The organism is Streptomyces sp. Mut1 (assembly GCF_030719295.1).
GTDB lineage: Bacteria > Actinomycetota > Actinomycetes > Streptomycetales > Streptomycetaceae > Streptomyces > Streptomyces castrisilvae.
Genome location: NZ_CP120997.1, coordinates 2,988,149 through 3,002,430, shown reverse-complemented (window position 1 = coordinate 3,002,430; position 14,282 = coordinate 2,988,149). Strand labels below are relative to the sequence as shown.

Genomic DNA, 14,282 nt, shown 5'->3' with positions numbered 1-14,282 from the left:
CGTCCCGCCCCCTACCCCCCGTCCGGCGTGAACAGCAGCCCCGTCAGTGACCGGAACACCTCCTCCGGGTCGCGGTCGCCCACCGCGGCGTCCAGGTTGCCGCTGAGGAGCAGGGTGGCGAAGCCGTGGGCGAGGGACCAGGCGGCCACGCCTGTCAGGCGGGGGGTGTCGGTGGGGGCGAGGGTGGCGACGCCCGCGCGGAGTTCGGCCGTGGCGCGGGCCTTCGCGGCCTGGAGGTCCGGGTCGTCGTCGCGGCAGAGGTCCGGCTGGAACATCACCTGGAAGTGGGCCGGGTGCTCGGCGGCGAAGCGTACGTAGCGCACGCCTCGTTCGCGCAGGTCGGGGGCGGCGGCCAGGGCGTCGGCGAAGAGGTCGTAGCCCTCGGCGGCGATGGCGGTGAGCAGGCCCGTGCGGTCCTTGAAGTGGTGGGCGGGGGCAGCGTGCGAGACGCCGGCCCGGCGGGCCAGGTCGCGCAGGCTCAGCGCGGCGGGGCCCTCGGTGCGGATGACGTCGAGGGCGGCGGTGAGGACGGCCCGCCGCAGGTCGCCGTGGTGGTAGGCGCGGTCACTGGTCATGAACAGCAGGGTACGCGCGATCTAGTCATTGACAAGTTCGCCGCGGGGGCGCACTCTGGAGACTCAATCTTGTCAATGACTAGATATTCCACGCGTCGCGGAAGGCGGAGACATGTCCGAGGAGTTGGGTCGCGTACGGCAGATGTGGCACCTGCTGGAGCCCCTGCACGCTGTTCTCTACTACGCCCCGGAGGCCTTCGAGGAGGCCGCGGCCCTCGGGTACGCCGTCGACGAGCGCTGGCCGAGCTATTTCGCCTGGCGGGCGGCGCCGCTCGGGGAGGCCGGGGCGGGCCGGGTCGGGGAGACCTTCTTCAGCTTCAGCCCGCGCATGGTGGGCGCCCACGTCCCGGGAATCTGGTCCGTGGCCTCGCCGGAGGCGGTGCTCGCCGCCCGCGGGCGTGCCGTCGACCGCGCGTACCGCACGCTGCTGGGCGAGGAGGCCACCGCGCCGGGTACCGCCGAGGCCGCCGCACTGCTGCGGCGCGTCGCGGAGGCCGCCGACACGGCGGACCGGCCGCTCGCCGCGGCCGACGCCGCGCTCCCGTGGCCGGACGAACCCCACCTCGCCCTCTGGCACGCGGCGACCGTCCTGCGCGAACACCGGGGCGACGGCCACCTCGCCGCACTCGTGCACGCCGGGCTCGACCCGGTCGAGTCACTGGTGTCCTTCGCGGCGATCGGCGCCGCCCGCCCCGAGGTGTTCGCCAGTCGGGGATGGAGCGAGGGGGAGTGGCAGGACGCGCTCCAGCGGCTGGAGAAGCGGGGGCTGGTGGCGGGGGACGGGACGGCGACCGAGGCCGGCCGCGCCCTGCGGGCCGAGGTCGAGCGCCGCACCGATGAGGCGGCGGCCGCCCCGTGGCGGGTGCTCGGCGAGACGGAGCGGGAGCGGCTCGTCGCGCTGCTCGGGCCGCTGTGGGTGGCGGCGATCGGATCCGGGCTGCTGCCTTCGGAGACGACGCTCGGCATCGGAAAGGTGTGATCCGGGCCGCACCGGAGGCGGCCGGAGGCCTGGAACCGCCCCTGACGGGGAAGACATCCGTAGGATTCCCGGGTCGGTTCGGCTTTCTCCCCGTCAGGACGGCTTACGAGTGATATCCCTCCGCGTGTCTCGGATGATGGTGCCCGCCCTGGCCGTGACGGCCACGCTGGCCCTGAGCGGTTGTGACCCCGAGCAGGTCACTTCGGGCGCCGACCGCTCCGGCGGCGCCGCCGACGGCGGCGGTCAGTCCGTCACCGGTTTCGGTGCCAGCCCGCTGGCGAACGCCGACGGTACGAAGCCGGGCCTCGCGCCCCTCACCTCGGACGCGGACCGGGCGGCGGCCCGCAAGGTCATCGAGAAGGTCGCGACCAAGGGCCGGGGCCCCAAGACGGGTTACAAGCGCGACAAGTTCGGGTACGCGTGGAAGGACTCGGTGGACGGCATCCCCCTGTCCCGCAACGGCTGCGACACCCGCAACGACCTGCTCGCCCGCGACGGCAAGGACATCGAACTCCGCTCCGGCTCGGACTGCGTGGTCGTCTCCATGACCCTCAAGGACCCGTACACCGGCAAGACCATCGAGTGGCGTAAGCAGGAAGCCACCAAGGTGCAGATCGACCACGTCATGCCGCTGTCGTACGACTGGCAGATGGGCGCCGCCCACTGGAACGAGGCCAAGCGGCAGCAGATCGCCAACGACCCCCTCAACCTCATCCCGGTGGACGGCCCGGCCAACAACGCCAAACGCGACTCGGGCCCCGCGACCTGGCTCCCGCCGTACAAGCCGGTGCGGTGCGCGTACGCGCTGCGCTTCGCCCAGGTCTCGCTGAAGTACGAACTGCCGGTGACGAGCGCGGACAAGGAGATGATGCTGCGGCAGTGCGGGGGGTGACGCGGGAGGTCCGGACGGGCCGGACCTGCCGAGGCCGGCCCCGGGAGGTCCGGGCACGGCCGGGCCGGACGCCGGTGCCGGGCCCTCGTGGTCAGAGCCCCGAGCCCCCCGTCGCGTCGAGCACCCGGCCGGTCATCCAGCGGGAGTCGTCCGAGGCGAGGAACGCCACGATGTCCGCGACGTCCTCGGGCCGGCCGACCCGGCCCAGTGCGGCCAGGGACGCCGCCTGGGCCTCGGCCTCGGCGTTGCCGCGCAGCCAGTCCGCGTTGATGTCGGTGTCGATGATGCCGGGGGCCACCGAGTTGACCGTGATGCGGCGCGGGCCCAGCTCCTTGGCGAGGGTCAGTGTGAAGTTGTCCAGGGCGCTCTTCGTCGCGCTGTAGGCGATGATCTCCGGCATGGCGATGCGGGCGGCGCCGCTGGATATGTTGATGATCCGGCCGCCGTCGCGCAGCCGGTCCAGCCCGTGGCGGACGATGAAGAACGGCGCCCGGACGTTGACGGCGAAGACCGCGTCGAACGCCTCCTCGGTGAGTGAGGACAGCTCGGAGTAGAGGCCCGACGCGGCATTGTTCATGATGATGTCCACGCCGCCGCCGGGCGCGTGCGCGGTGACCTGCTCGTCGAACGCCTCCCACAGCGCGGCCGCGTCGCCGTGCGCGCCCAGCTCGGCGCGGACCGGGAACGCGGCGCCGCCGTTCTTGCGGATGACGTCGACGACCTCGTCGGCCGCCCTCGCGTCCCGGGCGTAGGCGACGGCGACGACGGCGCCGTCCCGGCCCAGCCGTTCCGCGATGCCCCGGCCGATGCCGCGGCTGCCGCCGGTGACCAGTGCGACCTTGCCCTCAAGCCCGTTCGTACGCATGGCTGTTACCCCTCACCAATTTGTTGAGTGATCGTTCCAGAAATAACCTAGCACGAGTTGTTGAGCGGGCGCTCTAGAATGGGGGGCATGGGAGAAGCAGGTGCGACGCGCGGCCGTCCGCGTTCCTTCGACCGGGACGCCGCTCTCGCGGCGGCGGTCCGGCTGTTCTGGGAGCGCGGCTACGGCGCGACCTCGATCGGTGAGCTGACGGAGGCGATGGGCATCAGGCCCGCGAGCCTCTACGCCGCGTTCGGCGACAAGCGCTCGCTCTTCGAGGAGTCGGTCGCCGCGTACGGGAGGACGCCGGCCGGGACCTTCATGGGGGCGGCCCTGGAGGAGGAGCCCACGGCCTACCGCGCGTTCGCGCGCATCCTGCGGGAGGCGGCGCGGATCTACGCCGACCCCTCGCACCCGGCGGGCTGCATGACGATCACCGCCGCCGCGAACGTCGCCCCTCAGGACGCCGAGGTGGGCGCGCGTCTGAAGGGCCTGCGCAACGCCAACCTCGTGGCCTGGGAGTCGCGGCTGCGGGCCGCGCAGCGCACGGGCGAGCTGCCGGAGCGGGTGAACCCCCGGGCCCTCGCCGGGTACTTCGCGACGATCATCCAGGGCATGTCGCAGCGGTCCTGCGACGGGGCCGGACCGGATGAACTGGCCGAGATCGCCGAGCTGGCGCTGGCCGCCTGGCCGGGGGACCGCGAGGGGTGAGCGAACGGGCGGAAGGCGCGGAACCCGCCCCGGGGAGGGCGGGTTCCGCGCGGGCCGCGCGCGCCCCGCGGGTCAGAGCTTCAGGTCCCACTGCGTCGCGTCGTACGTGAAGCCGGGGTTGACCTCGACGGTCAGGCTTTTGGCGTCGGCCGGCGAGTCGAAGGCGAAGAGGACCGTGACCTTCTTGCCCGGCAGGACCGTGCCGCTGAAGCCCTGGCCGACCTTGTCGTCGAAGATCTGCTCGGCGTCGACCCCGTCCTCCCCGGCGCGCGCCTCGACGCTGACGAGCGTGGAGTCGAACTTCTCCTTGCCCGCGTTCTCGATGACGACGGCGACCCGGTAGGCCTTGTTGCCCTTGGTGTGACCGATCGCGAACTCACCGGGGGAGTACTTGGTCGCGTCGCCGACCGTGACCGTGAGGTCGTCGTCGTACACCGCCGAGTCGCCCTCCTCCAGTGCCTCTTCGGCGGGCTTCTTCTCCTCGCCGCCCTTCGGCTTCCCCTTGCCCGTGTCACCGCCCGCCTTCGGCTTCGCGGACGCCGTCGTGTCCGACACCGCCTTGTTCAGGTCGTCCACCGCGTCGCCGACCGCCTTGAACGTGATCACCGCGCCGACCACCGAGAGGATCAGCGCGATCAGCGCGAGGACCGTCCCGAACGTCGCCATGTTCTTGTTCGTCGCCTCGCCCCTCTTGGCGCGGCCCCGGCCGACCAGGCCCAGGACCAGAGCGATCGTGCCGAGGATGCCCGCCAGCCAGAACAGGAACGGGATCAGGCCGGAGACGGCGCCGATGAGCCCGAGGATCAGGGCCGCCACCCCCAGCCCGTTGCGCGCGGGGCGGACGCCGGGGGTCCGGTCGGGTGTGTACGGCTGCTGCGGCTGGGAGTACGGGGGCTGCGGCGGCTGCGTGTACTGGGACATGGCTGTGCCCTTCGGCAAGTGCGGGATGAGTTGTGAGCGGATCCACATGTCGCCTCGTGCAGCGACAGGTCAATGACATCATCATGTGTGAACCGAGTCAACACGGTTCACGACGAACGGGGTGGTGCACGCTGTGAATCGTGCGCTGTGAACGGATCGGTATGCTCGCCCGCACAGCAGCCGATGCGCCCACGGCAGGGCGCACGCACGGGCCGAAGCGGTACGAGCACCAGGGAGCAGCAAGTGCCGGAGAACGCGACAGAGGTGACCGCCGCCGGGATCGCCCGCCTGGCGGGCGTGGGGCGTGCCGCCGTCAGCAACTGGCGCCGGAGGCACGCCGACTTCCCCCAGCCCGTCGGCGGCACCGAGACCAGCCCGTCCTTCGCCCTGTCCGAGGTCGAACGATGGCTGCGCGACCAGGGCAAGCTCGTCGAGGTCCCGCTCCGGGAACGCGTCTGGCAGCAGCTGGCCGGCCACCCCGCGGGCGCCGTCACCGCCCTGGTCCACGTCGGCTGCGCCCTGCTCGTCGCGGACCGGAGCCCGAGGGCCTGGCGCGAGATCACCGGCGTGTCCGACACGCGCATGGCCGGCGTGCTCTCCCTCGCACTCGACGACGCGCTCACCGGCCGCTTCGGACCCGCCGGGAACGGGCGCGCGGTGCGCACCCCGGACCGGGACGAACTCCTGCCGTCCGTACCCCTCCTGCGCGGCGCCGCCGAGCTGGCCGCCGAGACCGGCGCCCGGGAGACGTACGAGTTCCTGCTCGGCCGGCAGCTCGACGCCAACCCGCGCCAGTACACGCTCACCCCGCCCGGACTCGCCGAACTGATGGCGGCCCTGGCCGGCGCGGACCACCCGGACGTGCGCACCGTCCTCGACCCGGCGACGGGCACCGGCGCGCTGCTCGTCGCCGCCCCCTGCGCCACCGCCCTCCACGGCCAGGAGAGCGACCCCGACCTCGCCGCCCTCACCGCGCTCCGCCTCGCCCTGCGCACCGCCCCCGCCGAGTGCACGCTCGACGTGCGGACCGGGGACACCCTGCGCACCGACGCCTTCCCCCGCCTCGCCGCAGACGCGGTGCTCTGCCACCCCCCGTTCAACGAGCGCAACTGGGGCCACGACGAACTCGCCTACGACCCCCGCTGGGAGTACGGCTTCCCCGCCCGCACCGAGTCCGAACTCGCCTGGGTGCAGCACGCGCTGGCCCGGCTGCGGGACGGCGGCACCGCCGTCCTGCTGATGCCGCCCGCCGCCGCCTCGCGCCGCTCCGGCCGCCGCATCCGCGCCGACCTGCTGCGCCGGGGCGCACTGCGCGCCGTCATCGCCCTGCCGGCCGGCGCCGCACCCCCGTACGGCATCCCGCTGCACCTGTGGGTCCTGCGCAAGCCGGGCGCCGACCCGCACCCCACGCCCGAACTGCTGCTGGTCGACACAGCCGAGCCCGCCGAACAGAGCGCCGACCGCGGCGGCCGCGACCGGCCCGACTGGCCGGCCCTGCGCCGCGCCGTACTCGACGCCTGGCAGACGTACGACGGACAGCGAGAGGAACCGGACGCCGACGGACAACGAGAACAGGCCGCCGACGGCCACCGCGAAGCGCCCGGCGCCTCCCGGATCGTCCCCGTCATCGAACTCCTCGACGACGACGTCGACCTCGCCCCCGCCCGCCACCTGCCGTCCCCCGCCGCCACCGGCGGGCCCGCCGAGCTGGCCGGCGTACGGGAGCGGCTGACCCGGACCCTCCAACTCGCCTCCGGGCTCACCCCGCCGCCCCCGGCCCTCGCCACCCCCGCGCACCGCCCGCTCACCACCATCGGCGAACTCGCCCGCGCCGGCGCCCTCCAGCTCCGCCACGGCGGCACCGGCACCGGCGAAGGACCCGTCCTCACCGAGCACGACGTGCTCGCCGCCACCGCCCCCTCCGGGAGCCTGCCCGCCGAAGGAACGCCCGAGGAACCCGTCCTCGTCGCGCCGGGAGACGTCGTCGTCCCCGTACTCGGCGGCGTCACCGTCGTCCGCGTCGTGGACGAGGCCACCGCCGGCGCCGCGCTCGGCCGCAACCTCCAGCTGCTGCGCCCCGACCCCGCCGTCCTCGACCCGTGGTTCCTCGCCGGCTTCCTGCGCGGCACCACCAACAACCGCCAGGCCAGCAGCCACGCCTCCACAGCGACCCGGCTCGACGCCCGCCGCCTCCAACTGCCGCGCCTGCCCCTGGCCGAACAGCAGCGCTACGGCGAACGCTTCCGCGCCCTGGCCGCGTTCGAGGACGCGCTGCGGCTCGCGGGACGGCTCGGCGGACAGCTCGTCCAGGGCCTGTACGACGGCCTGACGGACGGTACGGTCACCCCGGAGTGAGCCCCCGGCTACCGCCTCGGCAGGCGGTACGGTCACACGGAAGTGAGCGGAACCACAACGGTTCCGCACAACCCCGGGCCCCCTGTCGGTGTCGCCCCTTACGCTCGGTTCCGCACGCACGCCCCTGTGCGCGCGGACGTTCCACCACCAGGCATCCAGGAGCAGCCATGTACGCCCCGGGTCAACCGCCCACGGCGCCGCGCCGAGTCCCCGGCAGAGCCTGGATCGTGTCCATGCGCGTGCTGTTCACCGCGCTCTCGGTGCTCTCCATGGGACTGCTGCTGTGGACACCGCTGCTGCGACTGGCGATCGTCCGCCGCAGGGCCTTCGACTGGTGGATGACCGCTGCCGGGTTCCTGTTCGTCTGTGTCCTGCTGCCCGTCCTCGGCAGGGACGGATCGGACGACGCCACGGGCATCGACAACGTGCTCATCCCGCTGCTGCTCCTGGCGATGATCGGCGCCCCCGTGCACTACCTGACCGCCGACATCCGCCACTACGCACGGCTGACGGGCAAGGGCGGCCCCGCGCTCCCGCACCCGGCACCCGGCTACGGATACGTGACCACCGTGCCCGTGCCCACCCCGGCGCACGGTCTGACGGGGACGACGGGGACCCCGCGGCCCTACCCGCCGCACCCCCAGCAGCAACCCGTGGCCCTTCCCCTCACCCGCTGCCCCCAACCCCACGACCAGCCCCACCCCACACCTCCTCCCCAGCAGCCCCCCGCCCCCCAACACCAGCCCCAGCCCCAACACCAGCCCCAGCCCCAGCCCCAGCGCATCGACCAGGTCCGTGCCGAACTGGACGAGCTGAGCGACTACCTCCGCAAGGAGGAAGGCCGGTGAACGGTCGCCTCATCGGCGGGCGGTACGAACTGGCGACCATCCTCGGCCAGGGCGGCATGGGCCAGGTCTGGACGGCCTACGACCAGCGCCTGGACCGCCGCGTCGCCGTCAAACTGCTGCGCCCCGACCGGGTCACCGGACCCATCGGCAGCGACGCCGCCGACGAACTGCGCCGCCGCTTCGTCCGCGAATGCCGGGTCACCGCCCAGGTCGACCACCCGGGCCTGGTCACCGTGCACGACGCGGGCAGCGACGGCGACGACCTGTACCTCGTCATGCAGTACGTCGAGGGCGCCGACCTCGGCGACCACCTCGCCGAGCACGACCCCTACCCCTGGCAGTGGTCCGTCGCGGTGGCGGCCCAGCTGTGCGCCGTCCTGAGCGCCGTGCACGCCGTGCCGATCGTCCACCGCGACCTCAAGCCCCGCAATGTGATGGTCCGCCCGGACGGCACCGTCCTCGTCCTCGACCTCGGCGTCGCCTCCGTCCTCGACACCGACACCACCCGCCTCACCCACACCGGCTCACCCATCGGCTCCCCGGCCTACATGGCCCCCGAGCAGGCGATGGGCGGCGCGGTCGGCCCGTACACCGACCTCTACGCACTCGGCGTGCTCCTGTACGAACTGCTCAGCGGCGACGTGCCGTTCGCCGGTTCCACCGCCCTCGGCGTGCTGCACCGCCACCTCTACGAGCCCCCGCTGCCCATACGCCGGATCCGGCCCGACATCCCCGAGACCCTGGAAGCGCTCGTGCTGCGGCTGCTCGCCAAGGACCCGCAGCACCGCCCGGCCGGCGCCCAGGAGGTCTACGAGCACCTCGCCCCCCTGCTGCCCACGCTCGGCTCCCGGCCGCCCGCGGGACCGCTCGACCCGACCCGCCCCTTCCTGCGCCCGCACGCCCCCTGGCCCGACCGCCCCACGGTCCCGCCACCCGCCCAGCCCGCCCCGGCACCCGCCCGCCCGGACGTCGCCGCCGCCGTGGACGAGGTCAAACGGCTGCTCGGCGAGGGCCGCATCACCCAGGCCGTCGACATGCTCGGCGGGCTCCTCCCCGTCGCCGCGGAACAGCACGGACCCGGCTCCCCGGTCGTCCGCATCCTGCGCAAGCAGTACGCGGCGACGCTGATGGACGACGGCCAGTACCGCCGCGCCCTGCCCGAACTCCGCCTCCTCGCCGACGACCGGGCCACCCAGGCGGGCCCCGCCGACCCGCAGACCCTCGGCTACCGGTGCGACATCGCCCAGTGCCTGGAACAGCTCGGCGAACCCGCCGCCGCACTCGCCGAGTACCGCGCCGTCCTGCCCTACTACGAGAACCAGTACGCCACGGGCAACGACCCGGCACGCTCCTACGAGATCCGCCACCGCATCGGGCAACTGCTCCTCGCGCTCGGCGACCACGCAGGCGCACGCGGCCAGCTCCAGTCCCTGCTGTACGACACCGAGCGCACCTACGGGCCGCACCACCCGCTGCCCGTCGAACTGCGCCGCCAACTGGAACGCCAGATGCAGGTCCGCGGCGGTTGAGGAGCGGCGGCGGGGGAAGGGGCGCGAGGCCGTTCACCTGATGGCCGCCCCCCGGCCACACCGGGCTTCGGAGGGCGACACATCGACCGGTTGATGTACATGAGTGCTGATCTCGCTGGTGGTGCCTTGTTTCAACGAGGAAGAGATCCTCGAACGCTTCCATGAACGCGTCACGGACGAAATGTCCCGGCTGGGCCACGCGTTCCAGGTGGTGTACGTGGACGACGGAAGCGCGGACCGGACCCTCCCGGTCATCAGGGAACTGGCCGCCGCCGACCCCCGCGTCCGGTACGTCTCCTTCAGCCGCAACTTCGGCAAGGAAGCCGCCATGCTGGCCGGCCTCCAGCACGCCGAGGGGGACGCCGTCGTCCTCATGGACGCCGACCTCCAGCACCCGCCCGAACTCGTCGGCCGCATGCTCCAGGAGCACGCCCGCGGCCACGACCAGGTCATCGCCCGCCGCACCCGGGCCGGCGACCGCGTCACCCGCACCCTCACCGCGCGCGCCTACTACCGCCTGATCAACCGGCTCATCGACGTCGAACTCGTCGACGGAGTCGGCGACTTCCGGCTGCTCTCGCGCCGCGCGGCCGACGCCGTGCTCTCCCTCACCGAGTACAACCGCTTCTCCAAGGGCCTCTTCGCCTGGGTCGGCTTCCCCACCACCACGTTCAGCTACGACAACGCAGCACGCGAACAGGGCCGCTCCGCCTGGACCTTCGGCAAACTCCTGAACTACGGCCTGGACGGGCTGCTCTCCTTCAACAACAAGCCCCTGCGCGCCGCCCTCTACCTCGGCCTGCTCCTGACCTCCCTCGCCCTGGCCTACGCCGCCTGGATCGTCGGCGTCGCCCTCGTGCGAGGCGTCGACACCCCCGGATACGTCACCCTGCTCGTCGTCGTCACCGCCCTCGCCGGCGTCCAGATGGTGCTGGCCGGAGTGGTCGGCGAATACGTCGGCCGCATCTACTACGAGGTCAAGGGCCGCCCGCACTACCTGGTGAAGGCGACCAACACCCACCTCCGCAGGCCCGCGCCCGGCCCCGGACCCAGCCCCGAGCCGGAGACCCGGGAATTCGTACGACGATGACCATCAAGGCACAACTGGCACGTTTCGCCCTCGTCGGAGCGGTGAACACCGGCACGTACTACGGCTGCTACCTCCTGCTCCTGCGCGTACTGCCCTACCTCGCCGCGCACGCCCTCGCCTTCGCGCTCAGCATGACCGGCTCCTTCTTCCTCACCTCGTACGTCACCTACCGCACCCGCCCCACCTGGCGGAAGTTCCTCCTCTTCCCGCTCACCAACGCGGCGAACTTCGCCGTCACCACCGGCGGCGTCTACCTGCTGGTCGACCTGGCCGGATTCAGCAGCCGCTACGCCCCGCTGCTCGCGGCCGCGGCCGCCATTCCGGTCACCTTCGTGGTCTCGCGCACGATCATGCTGCGGCCGGACACACCGCCGAAACCGGTCGAACGCACGGGCTGAGGCCACCCACTGGCAGGCCACATCCCCAACTCCTCCCGAATCGTTGGTCGAATCAGTGGCCCGGACCACTTCCACTGCCTAACATCGATCACCGCAAGGCTTTGTGCACCGCCGCACAATCTCCTCGGGAGGCTCCTTTGCACCGCCGCCGTCGCACCGCGCTCACCGTCTCCGCCGCGCTGCTCGCCGCAGCGCCGCTTCTCGCCGCCTGCGGCAGCCAGGCCCATCCCGGCGCCGCGGCCGTCGTGGGCGGGGACCGGATCACGGTGTCCACCGTGCAGGCCCAGGTGGCGGACGTCCGCCAGGCGCAGGGCTCCTCCGCGCAGGCCGCCCAGCTCACCGACCAGTCGGGCCAGCTCGCCCGCGCCAAGCTGCACGGGCTGATCCTGGACCGCGTCCTGGACCGGGCGTCGGCGGACGCGGGCGTGACGGTGACCCGCGCGGAGATCCAGCAGATGCGCAAGACCGCCGTCGCCCAGTACCAGGGCGAGAAGGGCCTCCAGGCGGCCGTGCTCCAGGAGCGCTGGCTCGCCCCCGGCCAGATCGACGCCTTCCTGCGCGAGCAGATCCAGCTGACCAAGCTCGCCCAGGCCCTCGGCGCCGACCCGAGCACCCCGGAAGGCACCAAGGCCATGGGCGAGGCGCTGACCAAGGCGTCCGAGGCGCTGAAGGTCGACGTCAACCCGCGCTTCGGCAAGTGGAACGACCAGCAGATCCAGCTCGCCGACTACAAGGCGCCCTGGATCACCCAGGTCACCAAGCCCGCCCAGTCGGCCGCGGAGGCCGGGGCCTGAGGGGCCCCGCGCGGCCGGGGTAGATTCGACATCGTGAACGCTGAAGACCCCGGCCGCATCGTCCTGCTCACCGCCAGCCACCGGGTCGCCCCCGGACTGCTGTCCTGGCCCGCCTGGCAGGCACTGCACGCCGCCGACCGGGTGCTCTGCGGGGAGCCGGGCCAGCCGCAGCTGCCGTACCTGCGTGAGGCCGGCATCACCGTCACCCCCGGCGTGCCCGACGCCCAGGAGCTGGTGGACGCCTGCGCGGGCGGCCGGACCGTGGTGATCGTCACCGGCGGCGAGGCCGACCAGCCGCTCACCGACGGCCTGGCCCGGCTCGCCGGTTCGGGGCGGGTGCGGATGCCGGACCTGGAGCTGCTGCCCGGTTCGTACGACCTGCCGGGCGCCCGGCTCCTCGACCTGGTCCAAGTCATGGACCGCATCCGCGCCGAGTGCCCGTGGACCTCGCAAAAGACCCACAAGGGCCTCGCCAAGTACGCCATCGAGGAGGCGTACGAGCTGGTCGAGGCGATCGAGGACGGCGACCGCGAGGAACTGCGCGAGGAGCTGGGCGACGTACTGCTCCAGGTCGTCTTCCACGCGCGCATCGCCGAGGAGGACGAGCAGGAGCCGTTCTCCCTGGACGACGTCGCCGCCACACTGATCGAGAAGCTGATCCACCGCCACCCGCACGTCTTCGGCGACGAGACCGCCGAGACCCCGGAGGACGTCCACGCGCACTGGCTGCGCACCAAGGCGATCGAGAAGCAGCGCGCCTCGGTCACCGACGGGGTCCCCCTCGGCCAGCCCGCCCTCGCCCTCGCCGCGAAGCTCACGAGCCGCGCCCGTACCGCCGGCCTCGACGTCCCCCTCCCCGAGGGCGACGACCCCGGCTACCGCCTCCTCGCCCTCGCCGCCCACGCCCAGGAGACCGGCACCGACCCGGAGGCCGCCCTGCGCGCCGCGGCCCGCGCCTACCGGGACGCCATCAGGACGGCGGAGGGCACCGGATAACGTCGGGGAGTGAACGACAGCCCCGCGGCCCCCTCGTCATCCGGGCGTACCACCCACCGCCGTGAACTCCACCGGTAGCGTGCGGAGGCCGCGCATGATGAGACCGCCCCGCCACCGGAGGTCGTCGGGGTCCGCGGCGAGCCGGACGTCGGGCAGGCGACGGAACAGGGTCTCCAACGCGGTGCGGCCCTCGAGCCGCGCGAGAGGGGCACCCAGGCAGTAGTGGATGCCGTGCCCGTATCCCAGATGCTGGTTGTCCCGACGGGACAGGTCGAGCGATTCCGGCTCATGGAAACGGGCCGGGTCGCGGTCGGCCGCCGCGAGAACCACGAGCACGGGATCGCCCTCGCGGATCTGCGTTCCTCCGATGTCGAGCGCTTCCGTGGCGTAGCGCCAGGTGGCCAGTTCCACCGGGCCGTCGAAACGCAGCAGCTCCTCGACGGCGGTGTCCAGAAGCCGGTCGTCGCCTCGCTGTACCGCGCTCTGGAACACGGCACGCTGCGACGGGTTCCGGAAGAACGCGTGGGCGCTGTTGCCGATCAGGTTGATGGTCGTCTCGAAACCGGCGAAGAGGATCACGAAGCACATCGCTGCGGCCTCGTTCCCGGTGAGGTGCTCGCCGTGGTCACTCGCCCGGATCAGTCCGGAGATCAGGTCGTCGCCGGGAGTCTCCCGCTTTCGGCGAATCAGCTCCGCGAGGTAGGCGCGGATCTTCTTCACGGACCGGGCGACCCCGCCACGCGGTCCGCCGCCGTGCCGGATCATCATGCCCGCCCAGTCCCGAAAGTCGTCCTGGTCCTCCTCGGGCACGCCGAGCAGATCGCAAATGGCGTAGATGGGAAGCGGAAAGGCGAAGTCATGGATCAGATCGGCCTCCCCCTTCTCCGCGAAGTCGTCGATGAGCCGGTCCGCCAACTCCTGCACGCGGGGACCGAAAGCGGCGATCGTCCGGGGTGTGAACGCCTTGGACACCAGCCGGCGCAGCCTCGTGTGGTCGGGCGGGTCGATGTTCAGCAGATGTGTCATGAGGTTGGCGCTGCGCTCGCCGGGGATGCCGGTCCTGCTCTTGCCCTCGGCGTCCTTCGCGTGGTTCGCCGGATTCTTCGAGAGGCGGCTGTCCGCGAGGGCCAGCCGTGCGTCCGCGTACCGGGTGACGAGCCACGCCTCCACACCGCTGGGCAAGGTCGTCCGGTGTACGGGGCTGTGCTCCCTCAGCCAGGCGTAGGCGGGGTACGGGTCGGTGGCGAACTCCCAGGTGAAGAGTTCGGGCGGTGGGGTGCGGTTCACGTGACGACGGTATCCGGCGCCCGTGGCCCCGGCTCCGCCGGCGGC

The 14,282-nt window shown here is 72.7% G+C and carries 14 protein-coding genes; 10 read left to right on the top strand and 4 right to left on the bottom strand.

The window, feature by feature from the left end; genetic code table 11:
• Nucleotides 1–11: 11 nt before the first annotated feature.
• Entirely contained in the window at nt 12–575 is a 564-nt protein-coding gene (locus tag P8A18_RS12795) for a TetR/AcrR family transcriptional regulator (protein ID WP_306054287.1), read from the bottom strand.
• Nucleotides 576–687: 112 nt separating this feature from the next.
• On the opposite strand from P8A18_RS12795, the gene P8A18_RS12790 reads away from it, so the two are divergent.
• Nucleotides 688–1,554 carry an SCO6745 family protein gene (locus P8A18_RS12790; RefSeq protein ID WP_306054285.1) on the top strand — a complete coding sequence of 289 codons (867 nt, stop codon included), beginning with the start codon at nt 688–690 and terminating at the stop codon, nt 1,552–1,554.
• A gap of 133 nt (nt 1,555–1,687) precedes the next feature.
• A complete protein-coding gene (locus P8A18_RS12785; RefSeq protein ID WP_306060865.1) occupies nt 1,688–2,446 on the top strand; it encodes an HNH endonuclease family protein in 759 nt (252 codons plus the stop codon).
• A 91-nt stretch (nt 2,447–2,537) separates the two neighbouring features.
• Here the strand turns inward: P8A18_RS12785 and P8A18_RS12780 are convergent, their stop codons facing one another.
• Nucleotides 2,538–3,311 carry an SDR family oxidoreductase gene (locus P8A18_RS12780; protein ID WP_306054283.1) on the bottom strand — a complete coding sequence of 258 codons (774 nt, stop codon included), beginning with the start codon at nt 3,309–3,311 and terminating at the stop codon, nt 2,538–2,540.
• Between the two features lie 78 nt (nt 3,312–3,389).
• On the opposite strand from P8A18_RS12780, the gene P8A18_RS12775 reads away from it, so the two are divergent.
• Complete coding sequence (locus P8A18_RS12775; protein WP_371933668.1) at nt 3,390–4,019, top strand: TetR/AcrR family transcriptional regulator; 630 nt, start codon at nt 3,390–3,392, stop codon at nt 4,017–4,019.
• A 72-nt stretch (nt 4,020–4,091) separates the two neighbouring features.
• Here P8A18_RS12775 and P8A18_RS12770 read toward each other — a convergent pair whose 3' ends face one another.
• Nucleotides 4,092–4,940, bottom strand: a complete 849-nt coding sequence (locus tag P8A18_RS12770) for a DUF4190 domain-containing protein (RefSeq protein WP_306054279.1) — start codon at nt 4,938–4,940, stop codon at nt 4,092–4,094.
• A gap of 243 nt (nt 4,941–5,183) precedes the next feature.
• Between P8A18_RS12770 and P8A18_RS12765 the strand changes: the two genes are divergently transcribed.
• The 7 genes from P8A18_RS12765 (at nt 5,184) to P8A18_RS12735 (ending at nt 12,950) form a co-directional block, all read left to right on the top strand.
• The gene (locus tag P8A18_RS12765; RefSeq protein WP_306054277.1) at nt 5,184–7,295 is read left to right on the top strand and encodes an N-6 DNA methylase; all 2,112 of its coding nucleotides are present in this window, start codon (nt 5,184–5,186) and stop codon (nt 7,293–7,295) included.
• Nucleotides 7,296–7,528: 233 nt separating this feature from the next.
• On the top strand, nt 7,529–8,143 hold the full coding sequence (locus P8A18_RS12760; RefSeq protein ID WP_306054275.1) for a hypothetical protein: 615 nt from the start codon (nt 7,529–7,531) through the stop codon (nt 8,141–8,143).
• Complete coding sequence (locus P8A18_RS12755) at nt 8,140–9,672, top strand: serine/threonine-protein kinase (RefSeq protein ID WP_306054273.1); 1,533 nt, start codon at nt 8,140–8,142, stop codon at nt 9,670–9,672. The genes P8A18_RS12760 and P8A18_RS12755 overlap by 4 nt, the downstream gene beginning before the upstream one ends.
• 103 nt (nt 9,673–9,775) lie before the next feature.
• Nucleotides 9,776–10,762, top strand: coding sequence for a glycosyltransferase family 2 protein (locus P8A18_RS12750; RefSeq protein ID WP_306054271.1), 987 nt, complete (start codon nt 9,776–9,778; stop codon nt 10,760–10,762).
• Complete coding sequence (locus P8A18_RS12745; protein ID WP_018553039.1) at nt 10,759–11,160, top strand: GtrA family protein; 402 nt, start codon at nt 10,759–10,761, stop codon at nt 11,158–11,160. Before P8A18_RS12750 ends, P8A18_RS12745 begins: the two co-directional genes overlap by 4 nt.
• Nucleotides 11,161–11,297: 137 nt before the next feature.
• On the top strand, nt 11,298–11,954 hold the full coding sequence (locus P8A18_RS12740) for a SurA N-terminal domain-containing protein (protein ID WP_018553038.1): 657 nt from the start codon (nt 11,298–11,300) through the stop codon (nt 11,952–11,954).
• Nucleotides 11,955–11,987: 33 nt separating this feature from the next.
• Nucleotides 11,988–12,950 (top strand): nucleoside triphosphate pyrophosphohydrolase, encoded by a 963-nt coding sequence (locus P8A18_RS12735; protein ID WP_306054268.1) that lies wholly within the window; start codon nt 11,988–11,990, stop codon nt 12,948–12,950.
• 36 nt (nt 12,951–12,986) lie between these two features.
• Here the strand turns inward: P8A18_RS12735 and P8A18_RS12730 are convergent, their stop codons facing one another.
• Nucleotides 12,987–14,237 carry a cytochrome P450 family protein gene (locus P8A18_RS12730; protein ID WP_306054266.1) on the bottom strand — a complete coding sequence of 417 codons (1,251 nt, stop codon included), beginning with the start codon at nt 14,235–14,237 and terminating at the stop codon, nt 12,987–12,989.
• Between the last annotated feature and the right edge of the window lie 45 nt (nt 14,238–14,282).

Excerpts from the sequence above, each read along its gene's own strand:
- P8A18_RS12795 (WP_306054287.1), bottom strand. The coding sequence starts at position 575 with ATGACCAGTGACCGCGCCTACCACCACGGCGACCTGCGGCGGGCCGTC.
- P8A18_RS12790 (WP_306054285.1), top strand. The coding sequence starts at position 688 with ATGTCCGAGGAGTTGGGTCGCGTACGGCAGATGTGGCACCTGCTGGAG.
- P8A18_RS12785 (WP_306060865.1), top strand. The coding sequence starts at position 1,688 with ATGATGGTGCCCGCCCTGGCCGTGACGGCCACGCTGGCCCTGAGCGGT.
- P8A18_RS12780 (WP_306054283.1), bottom strand. The coding sequence starts at position 3,311 with ATGCGTACGAACGGGCTTGAGGGCAAGGTCGCACTGGTCACCGGCGGC.
- P8A18_RS12775 (WP_371933668.1), top strand. The coding sequence starts at position 3,390 with ATGGGGGGCATGGGAGAAGCAGGTGCGACGCGCGGCCGTCCGCGTTCC.
- P8A18_RS12770 (WP_306054279.1), bottom strand. The coding sequence starts at position 4,940 with ATGTCCCAGTACACGCAGCCGCCGCAGCCCCCGTACTCCCAGCCGCAG.
- P8A18_RS12760 (WP_306054275.1), top strand. The coding sequence starts at position 7,529 with ATGCGCGTGCTGTTCACCGCGCTCTCGGTGCTCTCCATGGGACTGCTG.
- P8A18_RS12745 (WP_018553039.1), top strand. The coding sequence starts at position 10,759 with ATGACCATCAAGGCACAACTGGCACGTTTCGCCCTCGTCGGAGCGGTG.